General features: G+C 33.4%; 17 protein-coding genes. 15 read left to right on the top strand and 2 right to left on the bottom strand.

The features are described 5' to 3' along the window. Positions 1 to 28: 28 nt before the first annotated feature. The 10 genes from HNV10_RS13625 (at position 29) to queG (ending at position 13,967) form a co-directional block, all read left to right on the top strand. A complete protein-coding gene (locus HNV10_RS13625) occupies positions 29 to 3,295 on the top strand; it encodes a TAT-variant-translocated molybdopterin oxidoreductase (RefSeq protein ID WP_173301951.1) in 3,267 nt (1,088 codons plus the stop codon). Between the two features lie 28 nt (positions 3,296 to 3,323). Next, on the top strand, positions 3,324 to 5,066 hold the full coding sequence (nrfD, locus tag HNV10_RS13620) for an NrfD/PsrC family molybdoenzyme membrane anchor subunit (protein WP_173301950.1): 1,743 nt from the start codon (positions 3,324 to 3,326) through the stop codon (positions 5,064 to 5,066). 8 nt (positions 5,067 to 5,074) lie between these two features. Beyond that, positions 5,075 to 5,614, top strand: a complete 540-nt coding sequence (locus HNV10_RS13615) for a DUF3341 domain-containing protein (RefSeq protein ID WP_173301949.1) — start codon at positions 5,075 to 5,077, stop codon at positions 5,612 to 5,614. Position 5,615: 1 nt separating this feature from the next. Continuing rightward, a complete protein-coding gene (locus HNV10_RS13610) occupies positions 5,616 to 6,176 on the top strand; it encodes a c-type cytochrome (protein ID WP_173301948.1) in 561 nt (186 codons plus the stop codon). A 21-nt stretch (positions 6,177 to 6,197) separates the two neighbouring features. Further along, a complete protein-coding gene (locus HNV10_RS13605; RefSeq protein WP_173301947.1) occupies positions 6,198 to 7,586 on the top strand; it encodes a quinol:cytochrome C oxidoreductase in 1,389 nt (462 codons plus the stop codon). 23 nt (positions 7,587 to 7,609) lie between these two features. Beyond that, on the top strand, positions 7,610 to 8,668 hold the full coding sequence (locus HNV10_RS13600; RefSeq protein WP_173301946.1) for a cytochrome c oxidase subunit II: 1,059 nt from the start codon (positions 7,610 to 7,612) through the stop codon (positions 8,666 to 8,668). Between the two features lie 32 nt (positions 8,669 to 8,700). Continuing rightward, complete coding sequence (locus HNV10_RS13595; protein ID WP_173301945.1) at positions 8,701 to 10,497, top strand: cytochrome c oxidase subunit I; 1,797 nt, start codon at positions 8,701 to 8,703, stop codon at positions 10,495 to 10,497. A gap of 160 nt (positions 10,498 to 10,657) precedes the next feature. Next, positions 10,658 to 11,680 carry a Holliday junction branch migration DNA helicase RuvB gene (ruvB, locus tag HNV10_RS13590; RefSeq protein ID WP_173301944.1) on the top strand — a complete coding sequence of 341 codons (1,023 nt, stop codon included), beginning with the start codon at positions 10,658 to 10,660 and terminating at the stop codon, positions 11,678 to 11,680. A 26-nt stretch (positions 11,681 to 11,706) separates the two neighbouring features. Further along, on the top strand, positions 11,707 to 13,041 hold the full coding sequence (locus tag HNV10_RS13585) for a cytochrome P450 (protein ID WP_173301943.1): 1,335 nt from the start codon (positions 11,707 to 11,709) through the stop codon (positions 13,039 to 13,041). Beyond that, positions 13,041 to 13,967 (top strand): tRNA epoxyqueuosine(34) reductase QueG, encoded by a 927-nt coding sequence (gene queG, locus HNV10_RS13580; RefSeq protein ID WP_173301942.1) that lies wholly within the window; start codon positions 13,041 to 13,043, stop codon positions 13,965 to 13,967. Before HNV10_RS13585 ends, queG begins: the two co-directional genes overlap by 1 nt. On the opposite strand, the gene HNV10_RS13575 is transcribed toward queG, so the two are convergent. Continuing rightward, entirely contained in the window at positions 13,964 to 14,986 is a 1,023-nt protein-coding gene (locus HNV10_RS13575; RefSeq protein WP_173301941.1) for a LacI family DNA-binding transcriptional regulator, read from the bottom strand. The two genes, queG and HNV10_RS13575, sit on opposite strands and share 4 nt — an antisense overlap. Before the next feature lie 165 nt (positions 14,987 to 15,151). Between HNV10_RS13575 and HNV10_RS13570 the strand changes: the two genes are divergently transcribed. The 4 genes from HNV10_RS13570 to HNV10_RS13555 all read left to right on the top strand — a co-directional run bounded on the left by HNV10_RS13570 (position 15,152) and on the right by HNV10_RS13555 (position 21,976). Continuing rightward, entirely contained in the window at positions 15,152 to 17,782 is a 2,631-nt protein-coding gene (locus HNV10_RS13570) for a TonB-dependent receptor (RefSeq protein WP_173301940.1), read from the top strand. 144 nt (positions 17,783 to 17,926) lie between these two features. Further along, positions 17,927 to 19,243, top strand: coding sequence for an MFS transporter (locus HNV10_RS13565; protein WP_173301939.1), 1,317 nt, complete (start codon positions 17,927 to 17,929; stop codon positions 19,241 to 19,243). A gap of 32 nt (positions 19,244 to 19,275) precedes the next feature. Continuing rightward, positions 19,276 to 20,214, top strand: coding sequence for a carbohydrate kinase family protein (locus tag HNV10_RS13560; RefSeq protein ID WP_194241047.1), 939 nt, complete (start codon positions 19,276 to 19,278; stop codon positions 20,212 to 20,214). Between the two features lie 22 nt (positions 20,215 to 20,236). Further along, on the top strand, positions 20,237 to 21,976 hold the full coding sequence (locus HNV10_RS13555) for an alpha-amylase family protein (protein ID WP_173301938.1): 1,740 nt from the start codon (positions 20,237 to 20,239) through the stop codon (positions 21,974 to 21,976). A gap of 2 nt (positions 21,977 to 21,978) precedes the next feature. Here HNV10_RS13555 and HNV10_RS13550 read toward each other — a convergent pair whose 3' ends face one another. Next, positions 21,979 to 24,342 carry a DUF5686 family protein gene (locus HNV10_RS13550; RefSeq protein ID WP_173301937.1) on the bottom strand — a complete coding sequence of 788 codons (2,364 nt, stop codon included), beginning with the start codon at positions 24,340 to 24,342 and terminating at the stop codon, positions 21,979 to 21,981. A 105-nt stretch (positions 24,343 to 24,447) separates the two neighbouring features. Here HNV10_RS13550 and HNV10_RS13545 point away from each other — a divergent pair, with 105 nt between their 5' ends. Then, positions 24,448 to 26,730, top strand: a complete 2,283-nt coding sequence (locus HNV10_RS13545) for an NADP-dependent malic enzyme (RefSeq protein ID WP_173301936.1) — start codon at positions 24,448 to 24,450, stop codon at positions 26,728 to 26,730. The last annotated feature ends 48 nt before the right edge of the window (positions 26,731 to 26,778 follow it).

The following is a 26,778-nucleotide window of genomic DNA, read 5'->3' as shown; positions in this document are numbered from 1 at the left end:
TAAGTCAAAAAAATCATAAATAAACACTATGTCATCAAACAAGAAATACTGGAAAAGTGTTGAAGAGCTAAACGAAAATAGCTCTATTGTTGAGGCGCTACAACAAAATGAGTTTGTGGAAGAAATTCCTACAGATGAATTTTTAGGAGATAAAGAGTCTTTAGAGTCTTCGTCTACGTCGCGTCGTGATTTCTTAAAATACGTTGGTTTTAGTACAGCAGCAGCTTCTTTAGCAGCTTGTGAAGGGCCAGTGATTAAATCAATACCTTATATAGTTCAACCAACGGAAATTGTTCCGGGTGTTGCAAACTATTATGCGACAACGATTGCGAACGGTTTTGATTTTACTAGTGTTTTAGTGAAGACAAGAGAAGGAAGGCCTATTAAAATTGAAAATAACACAGATGCAGCTACCAACGGAATAGCTAACGCAAGAGTGAATGCCTCGGTTTTAGGATTATATGATAACTTAAGAGTTAAGGCACCAATGAAAGGTGATTCTAAAATCTCTTGGGAGACTTTTATGTCTGAAACGACTTCTAAATTAAAAGGACTAAAAGATAAATCCATAGTATTGTTAACGCAATCAATGCCAAGTCCTTCTGTTAATAAATTAATTGGAGAGTTTAAAGCGAAGTATGGTAATGTAGCACATGTTGTTTATGATGCGGTTTCGGAATCTGCAACTTTAGACGCTTACCAAGCTAAGTATGGAAGAAGAGGAATGGCTAATTACGATTTCTCTAAAGCTAAGACTATTGTTTCTATAGGTGCTGATTTCTTAGGAGATTGGCAAGGTGGAGGTTTTGAATCAGGTTATGCTAAAAATCGTATTCCTCATCATGGTAAAATGTCTAGACATATTCAGTTTGAGTCTAATATGTCATTATCTGGTGCAAACGCTGATAAACGTGTACCTTTAACACCTAGTCAACAAAAATTAGTATTAGCTAAGTTATATAGTGAAGTTACTGGTAATTCTGCTGGTGGTGTAAAACTTCCGGAAGTTTTAGATGCAGCGGTAAAATCTGCAGCAAAAGAATTAAGTTTAGCAGGAAGAAATGCGGTTGTTATAACAGGTATACAAGATGTTAATGCGCAAACTGCGGTATTGGAAATCAATACACATCTCAATAGTGCAGCATTTGATCCAAGTACAACGATAAATACAAGACAAGGAAGCGATAAGGCCGTTATGCAACTAGTTGCTGACATGAAAGCAGGAAAAGTTGGTGCTATTATTATGAATGGCGTTAATCCGGCTTACACATTACCAAACGCTTCAGATTTTAAAGAAGGATTAGCTAAAACTGAATTGTCCGTTGCGTTTTCAATGAAACAAGATGAAACAGCAACAGATTGTCAATATATTGCTGCGGCACCTCATAATTTAGAATCTTGGGGAGATTTCGAATTAAAAACTGGTCATTATTCAATGATGCAACCAACAATTCGTCCGTTATTTGATACTAAACAGTTTCAAGAAGTTTTAATGGCTTGGACTGGTGCAACTGGATCATACAGGGATTATTTGAAATCAGTTTGGATAAAAGATATATTAAATGGTTCTTCATTTAATAAAGCAGTACAAGATGGTGTTTTTGTGACACGCTCTGCTTCAAATGGAGTGGGTTCTAAGAATTCTTCATCTAAAACTGTAACAACAACGTCTTCTGAGTTAAAAGATAAAAAAGATAGAACATTTTTAGGTGGTGTTATCCATGATGTTGCAGTAGGTGTAGGTATTAAAGATGAAGATAAAGATGAGTATGTAACAAGTACAACATCAAAAACAATAAACACTTCCGTTGATAATGCAGATGTAACTTCGGTATTAACTGGAGGAGCGGCAGCACGTGCTTTAGCAAAAGCAAAAGTCGCAGAAGGATTAGAATTGGTTCTTTATACAAAAACAGGAATGGGTGATGGCCAACAGGCTAATAATCCTTGGTTACAAGAATTTCCTGATCCAATTACAAGAACAACTTGGGATAATTACTTAACGATATCTCAATCCGATGCAGATAAGTTAGAGTTAAAGAATTGGAATGTTGCCAATGGTGGTTTAAATGGTAGTTATGCTAAAGTTTCAGTTAATGGTGCTGAGGCAATAACAGTACCTGTTATTATTCAACCAGGACAAGCAAAAGGTTCTGTAGGTATGTCTTTTGGTTATGGAAGAACTTCTAAGGCTTTAAAAGATGAAATGAAAACTGGTGTTAATGCTTACCCATTATACCAGAATTTTAATTCAGTTCAAAGTGTTTCTATTGAAAAGACTGTAGGAGAACATGAGTTTGCTTGTGTGCAGTTGCATAATACTTTAATGGGTCGTGGTGACATTATTAAAGAAACATCTTTAGAAATATTTAATACAAAAGACAAAAAACATTGGAATTCTGTTCCTGTTGTTTCGCTTAATCATATAGAAACTCCTGTAACATCGCCAGATGTAGATTTGTGGGATGAGTTTGACCGTTCAGTTGGTCATCACTTTAATTTATCTATTGATTTAAATGCTTGTACAGGATGTGGTGCGTGTGTTATTGCATGTCATGCAGAAAATAATGTGCCTGTAGTAGGTAAATCAGAAATGAGACGTAGTAGAGATATGCACTGGTTGCGTATAGATAGATACTATTCTTCTGAAGATACTTTTGAAGGTGATAATGAAAAGAAAAAGAATATATCTGGATTAGGTAGTTCGTTAAGTGAATTTGGGGAAATGGAAAGTCCTGCGGATAATCCGCAAGTAGCATTTCAACCTGTAATGTGTCAGCATTGTAATCATGCACCTTGTGAAACAGTTTGTCCTGTTGCAGCAACAGCGCATGGTCGTCAAGGTCAAAACCACATGGCTTATAACCGTTGTGTAGGTACAAGATATTGTGCAAATAACTGTCCTTATAAGGTACGTCGCTTTAACTGGTTCCTATATAATAAGAATGATGAGTTTGACTATTATATGAATGACGATTTAGGTCGTATGGTATTAAACCCAGACGTTACTGTTCGATCTCGTGGTGTTATGGAAAAATGTTCTATGTGTATTCAAAAAACACAAAAAACAATTCTTGATGCTAAACGTGATGGACGTCCAGTTAAAGATGGTGAATTTCAAACAGCTTGTTCTGCAGCATGTGGAAATGGAGCAATGATTTTTGGAGATGTCAATGACAAAGGCAGTAAGATTGCAGAATTAAGAGAAGATGATCGTATGTATCACTTGTTAGAACATGTAGGCACAAAACCTAACGTGATTTATCAGACAAAAGTGAGAAATACAAAAGCGTAAAATAAATTAAAGTAACAAGTATATAATTATGGCGTCTCATTACGAAGCACCTATTAGAAGACCTTTAGTAACTGGAGAAAAATCGTATCACGATGTTACAGTTGATGTAGCTAGACCAGTTGAAGGCAAAGCCAACAGAGCATGGTGGATTGTTTTCAGTATTGCTTTGGTAGCATTCCTTTGGGGAATAGGTTGTATTATTTATACAGTATCTACTGGTATTGGAGTTTGGGGTCTTAACAAGACTGTAAACTGGGCTTGGGATATTACTAACTTCGTTTGGTGGGTTGGTATTGGTCACGCAGGAACATTAATTTCTGCAGTACTATTATTATTCCGTCAAAAATGGAGAATGGCAATTAACCGTTCAGCTGAAGCCATGACAATATTTTCGGTTGTCCAAGCAGGTTTGTTCCCAATTATTCATATGGGTCGACCTTGGTTAGCCTACTGGGTGTTACCAATTCCGAATCAATTTGGTTCGTTATGGGTAAACTTTAACTCACCATTACTTTGGGATGTATTTGCGATTTCTACATACTTGTCAGTGTCGTTGGTTTTTTGGTGGACAGGATTGTTACCAGATTTCGCGATGTTAAGAGATAGAGCCGTTAGACCATTCCAAAAGAAAATATATGCTTTAGTAAGTTTTGGTTGGTCTGGTAGAGCAAAAGATTGGCAACGTTTTGAAGAGGTATCTTTAGTACTTGCTGGTTTAGCAACACCTTTAGTACTTTCTGTACATACAATTGTATCTTTTGATTTTGCTACTTCGGTAATACCAGGTTGGCATACAACAATATTTCCACCTTATTTCGTTGCAGGTGCGGTATTTTCAGGGTTCGCAATGGTAAATACACTTCTTATTATAATGAGAAAAGTATGTAACCTTGAAGATTATATTACAGTACAACACATAGAATTAATGAACATCGTAATTATGATTACTGGTTCTATAGTTGGTGTGGCATATATTACAGAATTATTTATTGCTTGGTATTCTGGAGTTGAATATGAACAATATGCATTCTTAAATAGAGCAACTGGTCCTTATTGGTGGGCTTATTGGGCAATGATGTCTTGTAATGTTTTCTCTCCACAGTTTATGTGGTTTAAGAAACTTAGAACCAGTATTATGTTTTCTTTCTTTATCTCAATTGTAGTAAACATTGGTATGTGGTTTGAACGTTTTGTAATTATTGTAACATCATTACATAGAGATTACTTGCCATCCTCATGGTCTATGTTCTCTCCAACATTTGTTGATATCGGAATATTTATAGGAACTATAGGTTTCTTCTTTGTGTTGTTTTTGTTGTACTCACGTACATTCCCAGTAATAGCGCAAGCGGAAGTTAAAACTATTTTAAAATCTTCAGGAGAGCGTTATAAAAACATAAGAGAAAGAGGTGAAAGTTTAGTTGGTACTGGAGCAGATATAAGAACATCAAATCCGGTAGAATTTAAATCAATGTCTACAACAAAACCAGCTGAATTATCAAGTAACAAAGATGAAAAATTAAATAGCTTATTTGAAGGTATTGGTAAATTTGATGCGGCTACACAATCTGCTGATGATTTAAAAACTATTAACGGAATTGGTCCTAAGATGGAAGAAGTTCTTAATAGTATAGGTATTTATACTTTCCTTCAGGTTAGTAAAATGACAAAAAAAGAATATGATTTGTTAGATTCAATAACAGGTTCTTTTCCAGGAAGAGCAGAACGTGATGATTGGTCAGGACAAGCTAAAAACTTATTAAACAACTAATATAGTCTATGGAAGCTTCGAAAGTAATTCATGCTATTTATACAGATGATGATGTATTAATGTCAGCCGTTAAAAAGGTAAAGGCAGAAAGACATCACATTGAAGAAATATACACACCTTTTCCTGTTCACGGACTAGATAAGGCAATGGGATTAGCACCTACACGTTTAGCAATCACTGCATTTATTTACGGTTGTATTGGTCTAACAGTTGCTGTGGTAATGATGAATTTTATAATGATTAAGGATTGGCCTCAAGATATTGGAGGAAAACCTAGCTTTAGTTATTTAGAAAATATGCCTGCTTTTGTGCCTATTATGTTTGAACTTACGGTATTCTTTGCAGCTCACTTAATGGTTATAACTTTTTACATGAGAAGTAGAATGTGGCCATTTAAGAAAGCAGAAAACCCTGATCCAAGAACAACAGATGATCATTTTTTAATGGAAATTGCTGTTCATAATAATGAAGATTCATTAGCTACTTTGTTAAAAGAAACAGGAGCTGTTGAGATAAATATTATTGAAAAAGAAGAAGATGCACATTAATATGAAAGCCACAATTAAATATACTATAGTTTTAGTAGTGTTGGTAGGTCTAGTTTCTTGCCAAAATACCTCTAGTAGAAACTATCAATACATGCCTAATATGTATGAGTCTGTTGGGTATGAAACGTATCAAGAGTCAGATGCATTTGGTAACGGTGTTGAAGCACAATTACCTGCAGAAGGGTCAATTCCAAGAGGTGATTTTATGCCGTTTGAAATAGAAAATACTAATGATGGTTATGCTTACGCAAAATCTAATTTAAAGAATCCTTTAGATTCAACGCAAATTGATTACAAAAAGGGAGGTCCTTTATACGATATCTACTGTGGTATTTGTCACGGAAATAAAGGAGATGGAAAGGGTAAATTAGTACAGCGCGAAAAAATATTAGGTGTTCCTAGTTATGCTGATGTTGGTAGAGCAATTACAGCAGGTAGTATATACCATACGTTGTATTATGGAAAAAACACTATGGGCTCTTATGCTAACCAATTAAGTGAAAATGAGCGATGGCAAGTAGTTGCTTATGTTGAAAAACTGAAAGCAGATTTAGAAAAATAAGATTTAGATAAAGATTATATAATGGAATATAAAATTTCAAATCGATTAAAAATAGGAGCTATCATTATGATAGTACTTGGTGTGCTTGGCGTTGCATATGGTTTTATGGATTCACATAAATATGAAAATGTAAAAGACGTTGAGACTTTACTAAATAATGAAGCGAGTCATGGTGGCGGACACGTAACCGAAGCACATGGAGTAGAAGCGCATGATGATTCTAATGCACATGCTGTAGATAGTCATAGTCAAGATGCTCATGGTGTTGAACATGTAGATGAGGATCATGGCATGAGTCATGAAGAACACGTCTTGCATCAAATACATAATAGACCATGGTCTGCGCTATACGTAGCTGCATTCTTTTTCTTTATGATTGCATTAGGTGTATTGGCATTTTATGCTGTACAATATGCTGCTCAGGCAGGTTGGTCTCCAGTACTATTTAGAGTAATGGAAGGAATTACATCATATGTCCTACCTGGTGGTGCAATAGTATTAGTTATTGCATTTTTAGCAGATAGTCATTTGTTTGTTTGGTTAACTGATGGCATAACGGATCCAGATAGTGATAAATACGATGCTTTAGTAGCAGGTAAATCTGGCTGGTTAAATAAACCTTGGTTTTTTATTAGAGGATTAATTTTCTTAGCAGGATGGTCAACTTACCGTTATTTCTCAAGAAAATTTTCAGTTGCACAAGACAATGCAGAATTAAATGATAACCGTAATTTTAAAAAGAATTTCAGAATTTCTGCTGCGTTCTTAGTATTCTTTATTTACACTGAGTCAATGATGTCTTGGGATTGGATAATGAGTGTTGACCCGCACTGGTTTAGTACATTGTTTGGATGGTATTTATTGGCTGGTATGTTAGTTTGTGGTGTAACCGTAATTGCAATGATTGCTATTTATCTTAAATCTAAAGGTCTATTAGAACATGTAAATGATAGTCATATTCATGATTTAGCTAAATTTATGTTCGGTTTCAGTGTGTTTTGGACGTACTTATGGTTTTCGCAATTTATGTTAATTTGGTATTCAAACATTCCAGAAGAAGTAACTTATTTTGTAACGCGTATAGAGGATTATAACTTACCATTCTTTGGTATGATTGCAATGAATTTCATATTCCCACTATTATTACTAATGAATAGTGATTTCAAACGTGTAAATTGGTTTGTTATAATGGCAGGAGTTGTAATCTTATGTGGTCATTATATAGATATTTTCAATATGATTATGCCTGCAACTGTAGGAGATAGATGGTTTATTGGAATACCTGAGATTGGGTCAATTTTACTCTTTGGAGGCATATTTTTATGGATAGTTTTTACAGCCCTTGGCAAATATCCATTAATGGCTAAAAGAAGCCCATTTATTGAGGAAAGTAAACATTTCCATTATTAATATAAAAAAGAACAGAAACGATAATGACTGCTTTATTTACGATTATAATTGTACTTTTTGTTGCCGTTGCCTTATGGCAAATGGTAAAGATTTTTGACTTGGCTCAAGTTGGCACCACGAATTCTCAAGTTGCTGATGACCACGACAATAAAATCAATGGTTATTTAATGATAGGATTTTTAATCTTTATCTATTTAATAACAATTCTTAGTTTTTGGTATTTAGGTGATTTACCTTTAATGTCAAATGCTGCTTCAGAACATGGAGTAGAAGTGGATAATCTTATGATTATCTCAATGGTAGTGATTTTTATAGTACAAACTCTAACGCAATTTGTATTACATTTCTTTGCTTATAAGTATCGAGGTGAGAAAGGGAAGAAAGCATTGTTTTATGCAGACAATACAACTTTAGAATTTATCTGGACTATAATACCTGTTATTGTATTAGCAGGATTAATTATTTATGGATTATTTACTTGGAACGATATCATGAATATCGATGAAGATGAAGATCCAATGGTAATTGAATTATATGCTCAACAGTTTAACTGGAAAGCACGTTACAGTGGTGCTGATAATGTTTTAGGTAAAGCTAACGTTAGATTAATTGATATTGACCGAGCTAATATTTTAGGTGTTGACGAAGAAGACCCTAATGCACAAGATGACGTAATAGTTACAGAACTTCATTTACCAGTAGGTGTACCAGTTGTATTTAAAATGCGTTCTCAAGACGTATTGCATTCAGCATATATGCCACACTTTAGAGCACAAATGAACTGTGTACCTGGTATGGTTACTCAATTTAGCTTTACACCAACCATTACCACTGCGGATATGAGAGAGAATCCGGATATGGTTGAAAAAGTGAAAAATATCAACGAACTTAGAATTGAGCGTAAGGCTGAAATCGAAGAAGCAGGACAAGAGTTGGTATATGAATTTGATTACTTATTATTATGTAATAAGATTTGTGGAAAATCACACTACAATATGCAAATGAAGATTATTGTAGAAACTCAAGAAGAGTTTGACGCATGGATGAAGGAGCAAAAAACCTTTCCAAATTCATTAAATTAGTAGAATTTTTTTAAGAAAAGATAATTTAGATTATGTCAGCAACTATAGATACACACGGTCACGAAGAAGATCACGACGTACATCACCATAAAGAAACATTTATAACTAAATATATATTTAGTATTGATCATAAAATGATTGCAAAACAGTATTTAATTACTGGTACTATAATGGGAGTTATAGGTGTTTTAATGTCTATAATGTTCCGTATGCAAATTGCATGGCCAGAACAACCTAATCTTTTGTTTGAAGCATTACTAGGTAAGTGGGCTCCAGATGGTGTAATGGATGCAGATATTTATTTGGCCTTAGTTACCATACATGGTACTATAATGGTATTCTTTGTACTTACGGCCGGATTGAGTGGTACATTTAGTAACCTTTTAATTCCGCTTCAAATTGGTGCTAGAGATATGGCTTCGGGATTTCTTAACATGGTATCTTATTGGTTGTTCTTTTTATCTAGTGTAATAATGGTTTGTTCATTATTCGTTGAAGCTGGTCCTGCAGCATCTGGTTGGACAATATATCCTCCGCTTTCTGCTTTACCTATGGCTTCAGGAGGGTCTGGTATGGGTATGACTTTATGGTTGGTTTCAATGGCAATATTTATTGCATCCTCTCTATTAGGTTCTTTAAATTATATTGTAACTGTAATTAACTTGCGCACCAAAGGAATGTCAATGACAAGATTGCCACTAACAATTTGGGCATTTTTTGTAACAGCTATTATTGGTGTTGTTTCTTTCCCTGTATTATTATCAGCATGTTTATTGTTAATAATGGATAGAAGTTTCGGAACATCGTTTTTCTTATCTGATATATTTATACAAGGAGAAGTATTACATTATCAAGGTGGATCACCTGTATTATTTGAACACTTATTTTGGTTCTTAGGTCACCCAGAAGTATATATAGTTATTTTACCGGCAATGGGATTAGTGTCAGAAATTATGGCATCAAATTCACGTAAACCGATTTTTGGTTATCGTGCAATGATTGCTTCAATATTAGCAATTGCATTCTTGTCTACGATAGTTTGGGGTCACCATATGTTTGTTTCTGGTATGAATCCTTTCTTAGGGTCTGTATTTACATTTACAACATTATTAATTGCAATACCTTCTGCTGTAAAAGCCTTTAACTGGATTACCACCATTTGGAAAGGTAACCTTCAAATGAATCCAGCCATGTTATTTTCTATAGGTTTCGTATCTACTTTTATTACAGGAGGATTAACAGGAATTATTTTAGGAGATTCTGCTTTAGATATTAACGTTCACGATACATATTTTGTTATTGCTCACTTCCACTTAGTAATGGGTATCTCTGCACTTTACGGTATGTTTGCAGGAATCTATCATTGGTATCCAAAAATGTTTGGTCGTATGTTAAATAAAAACTTAGGTTATCTGCACTTTTGGATTACAGCAGTTTGTGCTTATGGTGTTTTCTTCCCAATGCACTTTATTGGTATGGCAGGTTTACCTAGACGTTATTATACAAATTCAAACTTTCCATTATTTGATGATTTAACAAATGCAAATGTAGTAATTACTCTATTTGCTATTATAGGTGGTGTTGCACAGATAGTTTATTTATATAACTTTTTTGCAAGTATGTTCTATGGTAAAAAAGCAGAACAAAACCCATGGAAATCTACAACACTAGAATGGACTACACCAGTTAAACATATTCATGGAAACTGGCCAGGTGCTATACCTCATGTTTACCGTTGGTCTTATGATTATAGTAAGCCAGGTCATGATGTAGATTTTGTACCTCAAAATATTCCATTAAAAGATGGAGAAGAAGAATTACAGCATTAAATTGATATAATTCAGATTACATAATAAACAACAATATTAAAGCCTTTCTGTTTTCAGAAAGGCTTTTTCGTTATATTTGTTTTGACACCTTTGTCATTTTGAACGTGTTTCAGAATATTTAATACAACTTAAAAATATTCCTGCCTTCGTAGGAAGTACTATGAACGAAAACCTTAACCCAAATAACGATAATTTCACACCAGAAGAATTAGATGTTGAAAAGAAATTAAGACCATTAACGTTTAAAGACTTTACAGGTCAAGATCAAGTATTAGAAAATCTATTGGTTTTTGTACAAGCAGCAAATCTTAGAGATGAAGCCTTAGATCATACACTATTTCATGGACCTCCAGGTTTAGGTAAAACTACATTAGCTCATATTTTAGCCAATGAATTAGATGTTGGGATTAAGGTAACTTCAGGTCCTGTTTTAGACAAGCCAGGAGATTTGGCAGGTTTACTAACTAACCTAGACGAACGAGATGTACTATTTATAGATGAAATTCATAGATTAAGTCCTATTGTAGAAGAGTATTTATACTCAGCAATGGAAGATTACAAAATTGATATAATGATTGAGTCTGGTCCGAATGCCAGGACAGTACAAATTAATCTAAATCCATTTACATTAGTTGGTGCTACTACAAGATCAGGATTATTAACGGCTCCAATGCGTGCACGTTTTGGTATTCAAAGTCGTTTACAATATTACAGAACAGAATTGCTTACAACCATAGTTCAACGAAGTGCTTCAATTTTAAATATGCCAATTTCAATGGAAGCAGCGATAGAAATTGCAGGAAGAAGTAGAGGAACACCTCGTATAGCCAATGCATTATTAAGACGTGTAAGAGATTTTGCCCAGATAAAAGGTAATGGAAAAATTGATATTGATATAGCTAAGTTTGCACTAAAAGCACTTAATGTAGATGCTTTCGGTTTGGATGAAATGGATAACAAAATTCTAACCACAATTATCGAAAAATTTAAAGGTGGCCCAGTTGGCATTAGCACTATTGCGACAGCTGTTAGTGAAAGCACAGAAACCATTGAAGAAGTTTACGAACCCTTTTTAATACAACAAGGTTTTATAATGCGAACACCTAGAGGACGCGAGGTAACAGAGCAAGCTTATAAACATTTAGGAAAGATTAAAGGACCAACGCAAGGCGGATTGTTTTAATTAAAATAATTTAACAATGTTGATATTTGAATACTAAACAAAATATACCAACAGTACCACTCAGTAAATTTTTTAAGCATTCTTTAGAAATCTTGAAGAATCCTTTGCCGTTTCATCATCAAAACTTTGTAGAACAAGGTGATGTTTTTAGATTAAAAATAGGATTTAAAAACAGTGTCATTTTTGTTCGTGATGCATCTTTGGCAGAATATGTTCTTCAAAAAAACCAAAAGAATTATACAAAATCTAAAATTCAAACTGAAGATTTAGCCAAGTATGTGGGTAAAGGATTGTTAACCTCTGAGGGTGATCATTGGAAAAAACAACGAAAGCTAATTCAACCTGCCTTTCATAAGAAACAATTAGTAAATCTACTAGATAATATAAAAGGTGCTATTCAAACGGAATATAAAAGAATTTCACCTAATACTGTAATAGACATTTTTCCGATTCTTAATGATTTAGCATTTCAAACTGTTGTAAAGTCTCTATTTAGTATCGCTGTTGATAAGCAAGATATTAATGACCTTCAAAATATAACTGAGCAAACTCAAAAAATGTTGGTTAAGGAATTACGTCAACCTTATTTAGGTTGGTGGTTTAGTTTAAGTGGAGAAATTAAAAAGCATACCGATTTAACTGACCAAGCCAGACATATTTTAAAACGCATTGTAAACGATAGACGTATTTCTAAAACAAAAGAGCACGATTTGTTAGATATGCTTTTAGATGCTAAGTACGACGATGGTTCTTCTATGAAAGAAGAGCAACTTGTAGATGAAATTTTAATTTTGTTTGCAGCAGGCCATGAAACCACATCTAATGCGTTAACTTTTACAACGCAATTATTGGCTCTGCATCCAGAGTGGCAAGACAAAATTTATAATGAGCGTAATGCCATAGAGAATGAAACTAACGACTTAATGGATTTAGTGACGAAGTCAAAAGTTTGTCAGCAAGTTATAGAAGAAGCTATGCGATTGTATCCACCAGCTTACTTTATAGATCGCGTAAACAAAGAACCAGATGCATTTAATAATATGGAATTTGAAGCTGGATCAAATTTACTATTTTCAGTTTACGAAATGCATCGTAACCCAAAACTGTGGGAACAGCCAGATGCCTTTTTACCAGAACGTTTTAGTGAAGGAAGCCGAAAGTTTTCATCACAATATTTTCCCTTTGGTGCAGGACCAAGGAAATGTATAGGAAATAATTTTGCCATGTTTGAGATGATTATTGCCATTTCAGAATTAGTTTCTAACTATAAAATAATTCCAGATTTTGAAGCCATAGAAATAACACCCTTAATAACATTAAAACCAAAAAACGCTTTTTTAAAGTTTGAAGCGCGCACGTAATGCATAATAATACAGCCAAATACACAGAGTTAATTAAATCCGAAGCCAAGCGTCTCGGATTTTTGTCTTGTGGTATAAGTAAAGCAGTATTTTTAGAAGAGGAAGCTCCAAGGCTCGAAAAATGGTTAAATAAAAATATGAATGGTGAAATGCGTTACATGGAAAACCATTTCGATAAACGTTTAGATCCAACTTTATTAGTGGAAGGTTCAAAATCTGTAGTGTCTTTATTATTAAATTATTATCCTTCAGAACTTCAGGTAGAGGATTCTTATAAGCTATCTAAATACGCATACGGAAATGATTATCATCACGTCATAAAACATAAGCTTAAGTCACTTTTATATTTTATTCAAGATGAAATAGGAGAAGTTGGTGGACGCGCTTTTGTAGATTCTGCTCCAGTATTAGATAAAGCTTGGGCTGCAAAATCTGGTTTAGGTTGGATTGGTAAGCACTCCAATCTATTAACACAACAAGTCGGTTCGTTTTATTTTATTGCCGAATTAATAATTGATTTACAATTAGATTACGATACACCAGTCACTGACCATTGCGGAACTTGTACAGCTTGTATTGATGCTTGCCCAACAGAAGCAATTACAGAACCTTATGTGGTAGATGGCAGTAAGTGTATTTCATACTTCACCATAGAACTCAAAGAAAATATTCCAACTGAATTTAAAGGTCAGTTTAACGACTGGATGTTTGGTTGCGATATTTGCCAAGATGTTTGCCCTTGGAATCGGTTTTCAAAATCCCACAACGAACCCTTATTTAATCCGCATCCTGAATTGTTGGATATGACCAAAAAGGATTGGAAGGAAATCACGGAAGATACCTTTAAGAAAGTGTTTCAGAAATCGGCTGTAAAACGGACTAAATTTTCTGGTTTGGAACGAAATATTAAGTTTTTGAAGGATTAATTATTCGTTGACGCTCTCTTAATTAGTTTAGTTTCAAGCTCTATTGTTTTAAATTTTACTGGCAAATTTTGTTTTCGTTTCTTTATCTCCTTATATAAAATCTTAAATGCTTCTTGTCCCATATCATAACCGGGTTGATTAATAGTAGTCAAGGAAGGAGATATTACAGAAGACATAAACCAATTACTAAAACCAACAATAGAAATATCTTCTGGAACTTTTACTCCGATTCTGTTAAATTCTGTAATAGCACCAATTGCGACTAAATCTGTATTAATAAATATACCATCTACATCATTATGGTCTTTAATCAGCTGACCAGCAAAATGAACACCTTCATCATAACTCATATCTTTCAAGATATAAACCAATGAAGAGTCATAAATAATATTATGATCTGTTAATGCTTTTTTATAACCTAAAAAACGATCAATAGAGTTTTGTGGTAATAAAGGACCTCTAAAATGGGCTATGCGTTTACATCCAGAATCAATTAAGTATTTAGTAGCAGTGTATGCAGCCTTTCTGTCATCAATTATAACCTTAGAACAATTAATTATTTTGGCTATCTTATCAAACATAACCAAAGGTAATTCTTGAGTGATTAAATCATTAAGATGCTTAAACTCACCAGTTCCATTGGCAAGAGAAATTAAAATACCATCGACTCTTTTACTTACCAATAAATCCAATTGTTTTTTTTCAAGTTCGTAAGATTCGTTAGATTGAAGAATTATAACTAAATATCCTTTCTTTTCAGCTTTAGCAATAATTCCTTTTATAACACTTGAAAAAAAATGATGAACTACTTCTGGAATTATAAGTCCAATTGTTTTTGATTCTTTAGTTCTTAAATTAACAGCGAATGCATTGGGTTTGTAATGTAAGAGTTCTACGGTTTCTTTAACTAAACGTTTTGTCTTTTTACTAACATCTGGGTAATCTTTAAGAGCTTTAGATACAGTTGAAATAGATAATCCTAATTTTTCAGCAATGACTTTTAAAGTAACTGGTTCCATAAGGCTATATTAATGAGTTTGATATATTATAGCAAACATACTAAATCGAAAACGTTTTCGGTAAAACGAAAACGTTTTCGATATTAAATTTTTATTTTTTTATGTCATTAAATGTAAATTCGATAAAAATATTGACAATAATATACTAATTAAACAACTAAAAAAATGAAAACTATTAAAAACAAATGGGGTTTACTTTGTTTATTTACCATGATAACACTCATGGTTTCTGCTCAAAGTAATATCTCAGGTAATGTAAAAGATGCTGCAGGTATGCCTTTATTAGGTGTAAATGTTATTTTAGAAGGTACTACAAAAGGTGCTGTTTCTGATTTTGATGGTAATTATGTAATTACAAATGTTGAAAACGGAACATATAATTTAATGGCTTCTTATCTTGGCTATACAACATTTAAAGAATCAGTTACTATTGATGGTGCTGATGTTATAGTAAATATTGCTATGACTGAAGATTCTGAATCTTTGGAGCAAGTTGTAGTTACTGGTGTGGTAAATCCTAAATCTAAATTAGAATCAAGTGTATCTGTCTCTACTTTAGATGCAAAACTTATTGAGCGAGCTGCACCAAGAAGTGCTGGTGAACTTTTTAGAAATGTCCCTGGTATTCGTGCGGAATCTTCAGGTGGTGAAGGTAATGCTAACTTCAATGTACGTGGAGTTCCTGTGTCTTCGGGTGGTTCTAGATATTTTCAAATTCAAGAAGATGGTTTACCGTTAAATTTATTTGGAGATACTTCTTTTGGAAATTCTGATAATTTCTTAAGAATTGATTCTAATATTGGTAGAGTTGAAGCGATAAGAGGTGGTTCGGCATCTACACAAACTTCAAATGGTCCTGCAGGTATCATTAACATGATAAGTAAAACAGGTACTATTGAGGGTGGTTCTATGGCGACAACATTTGGATTGGACTATCAAACTAGTAGACTAGATTTTGAATATGGCACTCCTTTAGGAAACGGACTATCTTACCACATCGGTGGATTTATGAGAAATGGAGAAGGACCAAGAGAAATTGGTTATCAAGGAAATAAGGGTGGTCAATTTAAAGCTAATCTAACAAAAAGATTTGAGAGTGGTTATGTTAGGGTTTATGCTAAGTTTCTAAATGATAAATCTGTGATGTATTTACCAATGCCAATGCAGTTAGAGGGTAGTAATGATGACCCTACTTTTTCTAACTTACCAGGATTTGATATTACTTCTGACGCACTGCAGTCTGCAAACTTGCAGCAAAGCGCAAGCACATCTCCTTTTACAGGTCAAAACCACACAAACGATGTTAGAAATGGAAACAACCCAATTTCGAAATCCATAGGTGCTGAATTCTCATTTAATTTACCAAACGATTGGAAATTATCAGGTAAAGCAAGATACTCTAACAATAGTGGGCAATGGGTTGCTCCATTTACAGCTGCTGTTGGTACAGTTGCAGAAATCGATGCAACTGCGAGAGATGCTGCTGGTGCAGGTTCTGAACCATTAGTTTATGCAGATGGTGCTAGAGAGGCTTTTAATCCTTCTAATGGACTGGCTCAAATAATTCATATGTTCGATGTATCTGTAGAAGATTTAAGTAATTTCTTCAGTGACGTTAAAGTCTCTAAAAAAATTGGTGAAAATGTTGGCGTTACTGCTGGTTTATTTACAGCTACACAAAATACTAAAATTGGATGGCAATGGACCTCTTTTCTTTCTGAAGTTAAAGGAGGTGGAGATGCTAGGTTAGCTGATTTTGATGGATTTTCTAGAAACGGACAATTTTCTTATGGAACTCCAGTTTGGGGTAACTGTTGTCAACGTAAATATAATACTGTACATACTGTTAATTCTCCGTATGTTGGTGTTGATGCAGATATTACGGAAAAGTTGAATTTTGATGGTAGTGTCCGTTTTGAGAATGTTAAAGTAAATGGAAACATCGCTGCAGGACCAACTAGTCAAGATTCGTACGATTACAATGGAGACGGAATAATACAAGGTATAGAACAAGTGGTTCCTATTGTTTCTGGTGCAGATGGTCAAATTATTAATGACGATTATAATTTTGTTTCTTATTCTGCTGGTTTAAATTACAAGATAAACGATGGTTCAGCTGTATTTGCAAGATATAGTGTTGGTGCATCAGGTAGAGCTTCGGATAGAAACTCTTATGGTGTTGATGGTAAAGCAGATGTTCAATATGATGAACTTTCTCAGATGGAAGTAGGTTTTAAGAAAAGACTTAAAAATGGAGTTGTAAACCTAACTGGTTTTGTTAGTAACACTGACGAAGGTTTAAGTAATGAATTAAATAGAACAGTAGGTAACCCGTTTAAAGCTCTAGGTATTGAGGCCGAAACAGTATTATCTTACGGCGAGAATTTTACAATGAATGGTTCATTAACTTGGACAAAGGCAGAAATTGATGGTGGAGCGAATAAAGGTAATACACCTAGAAGACAAGCAGATTTTGTTTATAATTTTTCTCCGTCATATAATTTTGGCGAAAGCAAAAAACATTCTGTAGCATTAAGTGTACTAGGTACCTCTAAGTCGTATGCTCAAGATGACAATGATTTAGTGATGCCAGGATATGCATACTTTAATTTAATAGGTAAAGCTGGTTTAACCGATGGTTTGTCATTAGTATTAAGTGTAAACAATTTATTTGATACTGTTGGAATAACAGAGGTAGAAGGAAATGGAGATGGAGCATTTGGAAATAATCGTTTGGTGAGAGCGAGATCTATTAGTGGTCGTTCTTCAACATTATCTCTTCAATATAAATTTTAAATAAGAATTAATTTTTGAGTAGTTAATTTATATGTTTGATTGATTGGTAAAAGAGTCAGTGTTAATAATTTTATCATTGGCTCTTTTTTTAAAAGATTAATTTACAACTTTAAATAAGTCCTATTAATTAAAGAACCTAGAATCATGTTAAAGAAAAAACCAAGTTTAAGTTTCTGGCAAATTTTTAATATGAATGTTGGATTCCTTGGAATTCAGTTCAGTTTTGGTTTACAGCAAACGGCAGTCAATCCTATCTTTTCTTTTTTAGGAGCAAGCCATGAGGATTTACCTTTACTAAATTTAGCAGGTCCAGTTACAGGTTTAATTATTCAACCTATAATTGGAGCTATTTCAGATAAAACGTGGTCTCCACGTTGGGGAAGAAGAAAACCTTTCTTTTTAATTGGTGCACTTATTGGTAGTTTGTGTTTGTTTGCCTTTCCTTATAGTCCATCATTATGGTTTGCAGTTGGTTTATTATGGATTTTAGATGTTGGTAACAATATGGCCATGGAACCTTATAGAGCTTTTGTAGGTGATAAATTACCTGCTAAGCAATTAAGTTTTGGATATCAAATGCAAAGTTTATTTGTTGGTGCTGGTATAGTTTTAGCAAATGCGTCAATTTTTATTTTTCAAGATTGGTTTGGTGGGCAAGAAGTTATCGATGAAACGGTTAAGACTATCCCTAAATGGTTATACTATTCCTTTTTTATAGGCGCTATTTTATCCGTAATTACGATTGTGTGGTCTGTTTTAAAAACACCAGAAATACCACCAGAGGAAAAAGAATTAGAAGAAATTAAAAAGCATAATAAATTGCCTTTTACAGAACGCGTAAAAACCCCTTTCATTGAAATTTGGGAAGCCATAAAAGATATGCCAAAATTTATGTGGAAACTCGCAGGCGTATATTTATTTCAATGGTATGCACTCTTTATTTATTGGCAGTTTATTTCACCAATGTTTGAAGAAAGTATTGGTTTCAATAAATCAGAAGCATTAAGCCAAGCCGCTAAAATGAATACAACCTATAATATTTCAACCATAGTATTTGCATTGGCATTAGTTCCTTTAGCTTTAAAATGGGGAGGAAAAAAAGTATATGTACTCAGTCTGTTTTTAACAGGAATAGCAATGTTATCTATACCTCATATTAGTGATCCTACAATGGTACTAATACCTATGGTTTTATTCGGAATTGGTTGGGCAGCTATGATGGGTATTCCTTATACAATGGTGTCTAAAATTGTTCCTCAAGAAAGACGAGGTGTTTATATGGGAATTTTAAATATGATGATAGTTATCCCAATGGGTATTCAAACCGTAACCTTTGGACCAATAGTAAAGAATCTACTTAATAATAGTGCTGTGAATGCCATATTATTTGGAGGAGTATTTTTTATTATTTCGGGTATGTTAGCACTAAGATTAAAGCAGCCAGAAGAAACTGTAAATTAAAATATTGTTTAAAATTAAGAATTAAATTTATTTTGAAAAATAATATTAAAAATATAGACATTCTATGTGTAGGTGAGGTCTTAATTGATTTTATTGGGCATCAAAAAGATGTTTTAATAAACAACACTAGAGATTATCATAGATATTTAGGTGGTTCTCCAACTAATGTTGCAATGAATTCTGCAAGATTAGGATTAAGATCTCAAATGGTAGCCACAGTCGGAGATGATGGTTTTGGCGAGTACATATTTAAAAGGTTAAATGAGGTAGGCGTAATTACAAAGTCAATTTCAAAAATCAAAAAAAAGCCTACAAGTGTAATTTTTGTATCAAGATCACAAGAAACACCAGAGTTTATGCCTTATCGTGAAGCAGATTACCGCATAGATGAGCGTCAAATACCGACAGAGTTACTTACTAAAACTAATGTTTATCATACCACTTGTTTTGCACTTAGCAAAGATCCGGCACAAACAACGATATTAAAAAAGGCAGAGGAAGCATATAAATTAGGGTGTCAATTAAGTATTGATATTAATTATGCAGATGAGCTTTGGGAGAATAAAGAAGAGGCATTAAGAGTTATTAAGGCGTATTGTAAATTTAATCCGCTAATAAAAATTAGTGAAGATGATATGCTAAGGTTTTTTGAGCGCACTTTACCTCATAATGAAATTTTTGAATTTTTCCACAATGAAGGAGTAGACATTATCTGCCTTACATTAGGGAGTAAAGGGGTTAAGCTATCTCAAAAGAATAAAGAGCTTATACAATTACCTGCAATCAAAGTTGAAAATGTAATGGATGCAACTGGAGCAGGAGATGCTTTTTGGTCTGGGTTTTTATTTGCTTATATAAAGGAAAAACCAGTAGAAGAATGCTTAAAAGTTGCTTTACAATTGGCTGCTTTAAAATTACAAAATGTAGGACGATTACCCGATAACATTGATATATTATCTAAACTTTTATAATCATTTTTTATAAATAGATATTATGAAAATAACAAAAAGTAATACGATTACTAATGGTGTAATGCTTAATGCGTATCCAGATAGTATAGGTCAAAAATTAAACGATACTATTAAAATGCTTAAAATGCCAGAGTTTAAAGATGCCTTTTCTTTATTCTATGTGTTACCTACATTTTTTAATAGTGATTTAGATCGCGGCTTTTCTGTTATAGATTACAACCTTAATAAAGATTTAGTTTCAGAAGATGACTTAAAAGCTTTAGATGCTCTAAATATCATGCTGAAATTTGATATCGTGCTAAATCATTTATCTGTAGCATCACCACAATTTAAAGATTTACTAGAACATGGTGATGATTCAAAATACAAAGATTTTTTTATTAACTGGAACACATTTTGGGAAGGAAATGGTGAATTAAATAAAGATGGTATAATCATCCCGAAGGAAGAATATCTCAATAAGTTATTTATGAGAAAATCGGGTTTACCAATTTTAAAAGTACCTTTTCCAAATGGGTCCAAACAACCTTATTGGAATACGTTCTATCAGCAAGTAACATACAATAAAATTGCTTTAGCTGACTTAAAGAACATCGAAGAATTAAATTATGTCGACAAAACAATAATAGTAGAAAAAGTTAATGAAGCAATAGATGATAATCTAGAACCAAGCACTATTAACTTTGAAGAGAATACTCATCTAAAATCACAAATTTTAAAAGTCGTAGACAGAAACTGTACCTATTTAGGTCAAATGGATGTCAATGCCAATTCCGAATTAGTTTGGGATTTTTATGAAGAAACATTAGCTAAAGTAAAAAGCTTTGGTTGTAAAGTATTAAGGTTAGATGCTTTTGCCTACTTGCATAAAGAAGTTGGTCAATCTAACTTTTTTAACAAACCAGGTACATGGCAGCATTTGGAGCGTATTAAACAAATTGCTGAGAAAAATAATCTTACACTTTTACCAGAAATCCATGCGGAATATGGTTTACACCTGCATGATGAAGTTGCAGAGAAAGGTTACCAAATATATGATTTCTTCTTACCAGGATTAGTCATTCATACCCTAGAAAAAGGGAACAATAAGGCACTTTTAAAATGGGCTAAAGAAATAATTGATAAAGATTATAAGACCGTGAATATGTTGGGCTGTCATGACGGAATTCCAGTATTAGATTTAAAAGGGAAAAAGGTTGATGGTGTTTATAACAAAGGCTTGTTGGAAGATGAAGAGATAGAAGATATAATGAATACGATTATGGAACGTGGTGGTCGGGTAAAAAATTTATATGACCCTTCTGGCAAAAAGATTTCTTACTATCAAGTCAATGCCACATTCTTCAGTGCACTCGGAGAAAATGAACAAAAATTATTATTAGCTCGAGCTATTCAGTTGTTTATGCCAGGTATACCACAAATATGGTACTTAGATATTTTTGCAGGTAAAAATAATTATAAGGCAGCGGATGAAGCTGGTAGTGGTGGACACAAGGAAATTAATAGAACAACATTAACATTGAAAGATGTTGAACTTGGTTTAAAAACTGATATTGTGAAAAATCAATTGGAATTAATTAAACTTAGAAATACCTCAAAAGCATTTTCGGGTAATATAAAATTTAATAACACACTAGCTAATGAAATTGATATCACCTGGTCTAATAATGGACATTCTGTGCAATTACAAGCGAATTTGAATACCTATAAATTTACAATTACATCTTCTGAAGATGGCATTAATAACGTATTGAGTTTCTGATTTTATTTAAAACTAAACCCAAAAGAAAGTTTAAATGCTAAATTATCATTAGAGTTTTTAAGATTATGATAACCGTATCGGTAAAATGCACCAGCACCAATACCAAGATAGCCTATATTGAAATAGGGCAATTTTATAATATTCTGCAGTTCTAAACCGGTTTCTAAAAATACTTCCTCATTAGTTTTAAAATCAATGTTTTGATGATGCGTTGCATTATTGAGGCTGCCTATACCTAGATTATTGTAAAGAAGAACATCGGGTTGAAAACGACCTTTATTATTAAATAATCTTCCAAAATTATGTGTTGTGAATAAATGAGCATATCGATCAGATAAAAACTCATAAGGAGTTACAGTTTGAAAATAATTATGGACAACAATCGGAACTTTTTTATCATATGTACCCTCTCCTGTAAAGAGTAAGCCATATGGTAATGACGAATCTATATATCCCAAATCGAGTCGATAAGTTGTTTTACCTATTCCCTTTGTGATAAAGCTGTGGTCTAAAGTAAACCGAAGTTTATTATAGCTAAAATCACTATCAAAAGTAGCCTTGAGACCACGAGAGTAAGTAAGGTTTAATATAGGCGCATCACTATCTAATCGCGAGGTAATCCCGAATGTATTCACCAGTTTTTCGTTAAAATAGTAACCAATTCCTATAGTAAATTCCGAATTTTTATAATTGGTAATGGCTAGATTGTTATTTGTAAATTGATAGTCGTATAACGGAGTTATATCGGCAGTATTAAACCCTAAAGACCAATTTATATTTCTCAAAAGTTTCATTTCTGTAACGATACTATAAGATTCTACGGCATCCATTTGGCTTGCAATCCAATTACGTTGAACAAATGGATTCATAATACTATTCCCAGAATAGGTGCCTGTTTCACGTAAATCATTTATGTATTTCAGGTTAAATGATATATCTTTTTTTCCAGGTATATCAACTAGTAATTCTCCGCCATACTTCCATGTATGATCATTAAAGCCATAAGCTCCATATCCTCCAATAGAAATATGTTTGAATATATCGTCATTAGTATATAATCCTAATCCTATTCTGCTGCCTTCATATTTATTATAGCGAATAAGTTGTTTTAAATCAATATCAACATATTTTAAGGGAATTCTCCATTTCGCCAAGCTAGGAGCCCATTTTAAAATTTTATCGAGCTTTATATTTTCACCGATACTATCTATTAAAACATAGGTTCTTAATTCTTTTTTGTCTAGAGCATCCTTTCTGTATTGATCCCAATATTTTGAGTCTCTGCCTTCTACCTTATCTGGTAATGTAAGAGAAACTAACGGAAAGTCTTTTTTCTTTAATGGTGCATTTGGTAAAATTTCAGAAAGGTAGCTTTTTCCAACATATTTAAAACTTCCCATATTATCTCCCAATATGATTTCAAAATTTAATTGCTCCGGAAACCAATAATTGTTCTCTATAAAATTGTATTTCTGTTGAATTGTGAATTCTATCTTACCAGAATTAAAGGTCGTTGCATCAACACTTTCTACAGCATATCTATTAGAGTTAATGTATAGTAAACCCTTTAATGCCTCAAAGTTTCTATTAGGTCTTGGTTCGAAAGAAATTACAAAAACCGTGTCTTTACCTTTAACATATTCGTCTTTTAATCGGAATTTATATTTTCTCGTAGATCCTTTAGAGATTGGGTTGAGATAATCTATTTCGAAAAGTGAAATATGTTCTTCATAAAAAGAAAACGGTTGAAAACTATTGGCTAAAACTGCAAAATTAGGACTTTTAAAACCGGAAGTTCTTCGTGCTATGATACTATCTTCAGTAAATCTTGGCTTTAAATACTTATGCTTGGCGATGGTCTCAGTAATAAAGAAATAAGAATCTTTAAAAAACGAATTGACAACTTGAAGGGTGTCATTTCCAGATTTAGCATCGTCTATTTCTACAAATATTTTATCATACGATTTATAAGTGTACGAATTTAAGCTTTCAGGATTATTAAGATCTTTATTAGCAACGGCTAATCTAATGATTCTATGAGCTGGGTTTTCTCCATCGATTACGACTTCATCTAATTCACTAACTTGAGATTTTAGTCTAATTAATTGAGAATTGATTTGGCTTATTTTTAGAATCTTTGTCTCATAACCTACATAACTAATGGTAATGCTCTCAATTTTGTTTGGTACATAAAATACGCCATCAATATCTGTAGAAGTTCCTTTATAGTCTGTTTCACTAAAAAGAATATTAGCAAAAGGAATAACGTGCTCTGTGGTGTCATCTATAAGAATAAATTTTTTATTTGTTTGACCATAAATCTTAGAACTTAGTAGAAACAAAACAATTAGAAAAAAATATCTCATGAGTTCAGTGTTAGGAATTACTAAATAACGTAAATTTTTTAAATCGTATGAATTTAATATCAATCATTCAAATACTTATCTTTGCCTTTTAACCCATTTGAGATTATGAGCAAACAAAGCAAACGCATAGAAGCTTTAGTATATCATGCTAAACCAACTCCAGGAAAGATAAAAGTAGTACCAACAAAAAAATACGCATCGCAGCGCGATTTGTCTTTAGCGTATTCGCCAGGTGTTGCAGAACCATGTCTTGAAATTGAAAAGGACGTTAACAACGTTTATAAATACACAGCTAAAGGAAATTTAGTTGCTGTGATTTCTAACGGAACTGCTGTTTTAGGATTAGGAAACATTGGGCCTGAAGCCTCTAAACCAGTAATGGAAGGTAAAGGTTTGCTCTTTAAAATCTTTGCAGATATTGATGTGTTTGATATTGAGGTAGACACAGAAGATGTAGATGCTTTCATAGAAACGGTAAAAAATATTGCTCCAACTTTTGGAGGTATTAACCTTGAGGATATAAAAGCGCCAGAAGCATTTGAAATAGAACGTCGTTTAAAGGAAGAATTAGATATTCCTGTAATGCATGACGATCAGCACGGAACAGCTATAATCTCAGCGGCAGCTTTAATTAATGCTTTAGAGATAGCAGAAAAAAAGATTGAAGATGTAAAGATAGTTGTTAGTGGTGCAGGTGCAGCTGCGATTTCTTGTACAAGATTATACCAAGCATGTGGTGCAAGTCGCGAGAATATTGTAATGCTAGATAGTAAAGGTGTTATTAGAAATAATAGAGACAATTTAACGACTCAAAAAGCAGAATTTGCGACACATCGTAAAATAGATACACTAAGCGATGCTATGGAAAATGCCGATGTATTTATTGGGTTATCTCAACCAGACATTGTTACACCAGAGATGCTAAAGTCTATGTCAGCTAATCCTGTTGTATTTGCAATGGCTAATCCTGTACCAGAAATTAGTTATCAGTTAGCAGTAGATACAAGAGATGATATAATTATGGCAACAGGTCGTAGTGATCATCCTAACCAAGTTAATAATGTTCTTGGTTTCCCATTTATATTTAGAGGCGCTTTAGATGTAAGAGCAACAAAAATTAATGAGGAAATGAAGATGGCGGCTGTAAAAGCGTTATCTAATTTAGCAAAAGAACCTGTACCAGAACAAGTAAATATTGCTTATGCAGAAACGCGTCTTACTTTTGGAAAGGATTATATTATCCCTAAACCATTTGATCCAAGATTAATCGCAGAGGTGCCACCAGCTGTAGCTAAAGCTGCGATGGAAAGTGGTGTAGCGCAAGAACCAATTGAAGATTGGGAACGATACAAAAACTCATTGTTAGAACGATTAGGTTCTGACAATAAGTTGGTTAGAATGATTTTAAGCAGAGCAAAAACAAATCCTAAAAGAGTTGTATTTGCAGAAGCTGATCAATTAGATGTATTAAAGGCTGCACAAATTACACACGATGAAGGCGTAGCTTTTCCAATACTCTTAGGTCGTAAGGATGCCATTATAAAACTAATGGAGGAAATAGAATTTGATGCAGATGTTCAAATAATTGACCCTAAGTCTGACAAAGAAACCAAACGTAAAAACCGATATGCTAAAGCCTATTGGGAAAAACGCAAAAGGCAAGGTGTTACCTTATATTCTGCTCAAAAGAAAATGCGAGAGCGTAATTATTTTGCAGCTATGATGGTAAATGAAGGAGATGCAGATGCCGTAATTACGGGTTATTCTCGTAGCTACCCTTCTGTTGTAAAACCAATGTTAGAGCTTATTGGTATGGCAGATGGTGTCGCAAGAGTAGCAACTACTAACGTAATGATGACACAACGTGGCCCAATGTTTTTAAGCGATACGTCTATAAATATTGATCCTACTGCTAAAGATTTAGCTAAGATTGCAAGAATGACATCTAGAGTTACAAGTATGTTTGGTATTGATCCAGTTACAGCAATGATTTCTTATTCTAACTTTGGATCTTCAGAAAACCCAAGGGCAGATAAAGTAAGAGAAGCAGTTTCATATTTGCACAAAGCATATCCAGAAATGATTGTTGATGGCGAATTACAAACAGATTTTGCACTAAATTCAAAACTATTACAGGATATCTTCCCATTTTCTAAGTTAGCTGGTCGCAAAGTTAATACCTTAATTTTTCCAAATTTAGATGCGGCAAATATTACCTATAAGTTAATGAAAGAATTAAATAACGCAGAATCTATTGGACCAATTATGATGGGTATGAGAAAACCTGTGCATATCTTACAATTGGGCGCAAGTGTAGATGAAATTGTAAATATGGCAGCAATTTCTGTTATTGACGCTCAAGAATATCAGAAAAAACAACAGAAATAGTCCTTTTTTATTAGTGTTTTGAGGAGTGTTTTAATGAAAATAATTTTA

The organism is Winogradskyella litoriviva (assembly GCF_013249065.1).
Classification (GTDB): domain Bacteria; phylum Bacteroidota; class Bacteroidia; order Flavobacteriales; family Flavobacteriaceae; genus Winogradskyella; species Winogradskyella litoriviva.
Note: the sequence above shows the minus strand (reverse complement) of the source record. Positions and strands in the feature narration are given on the sequence as shown.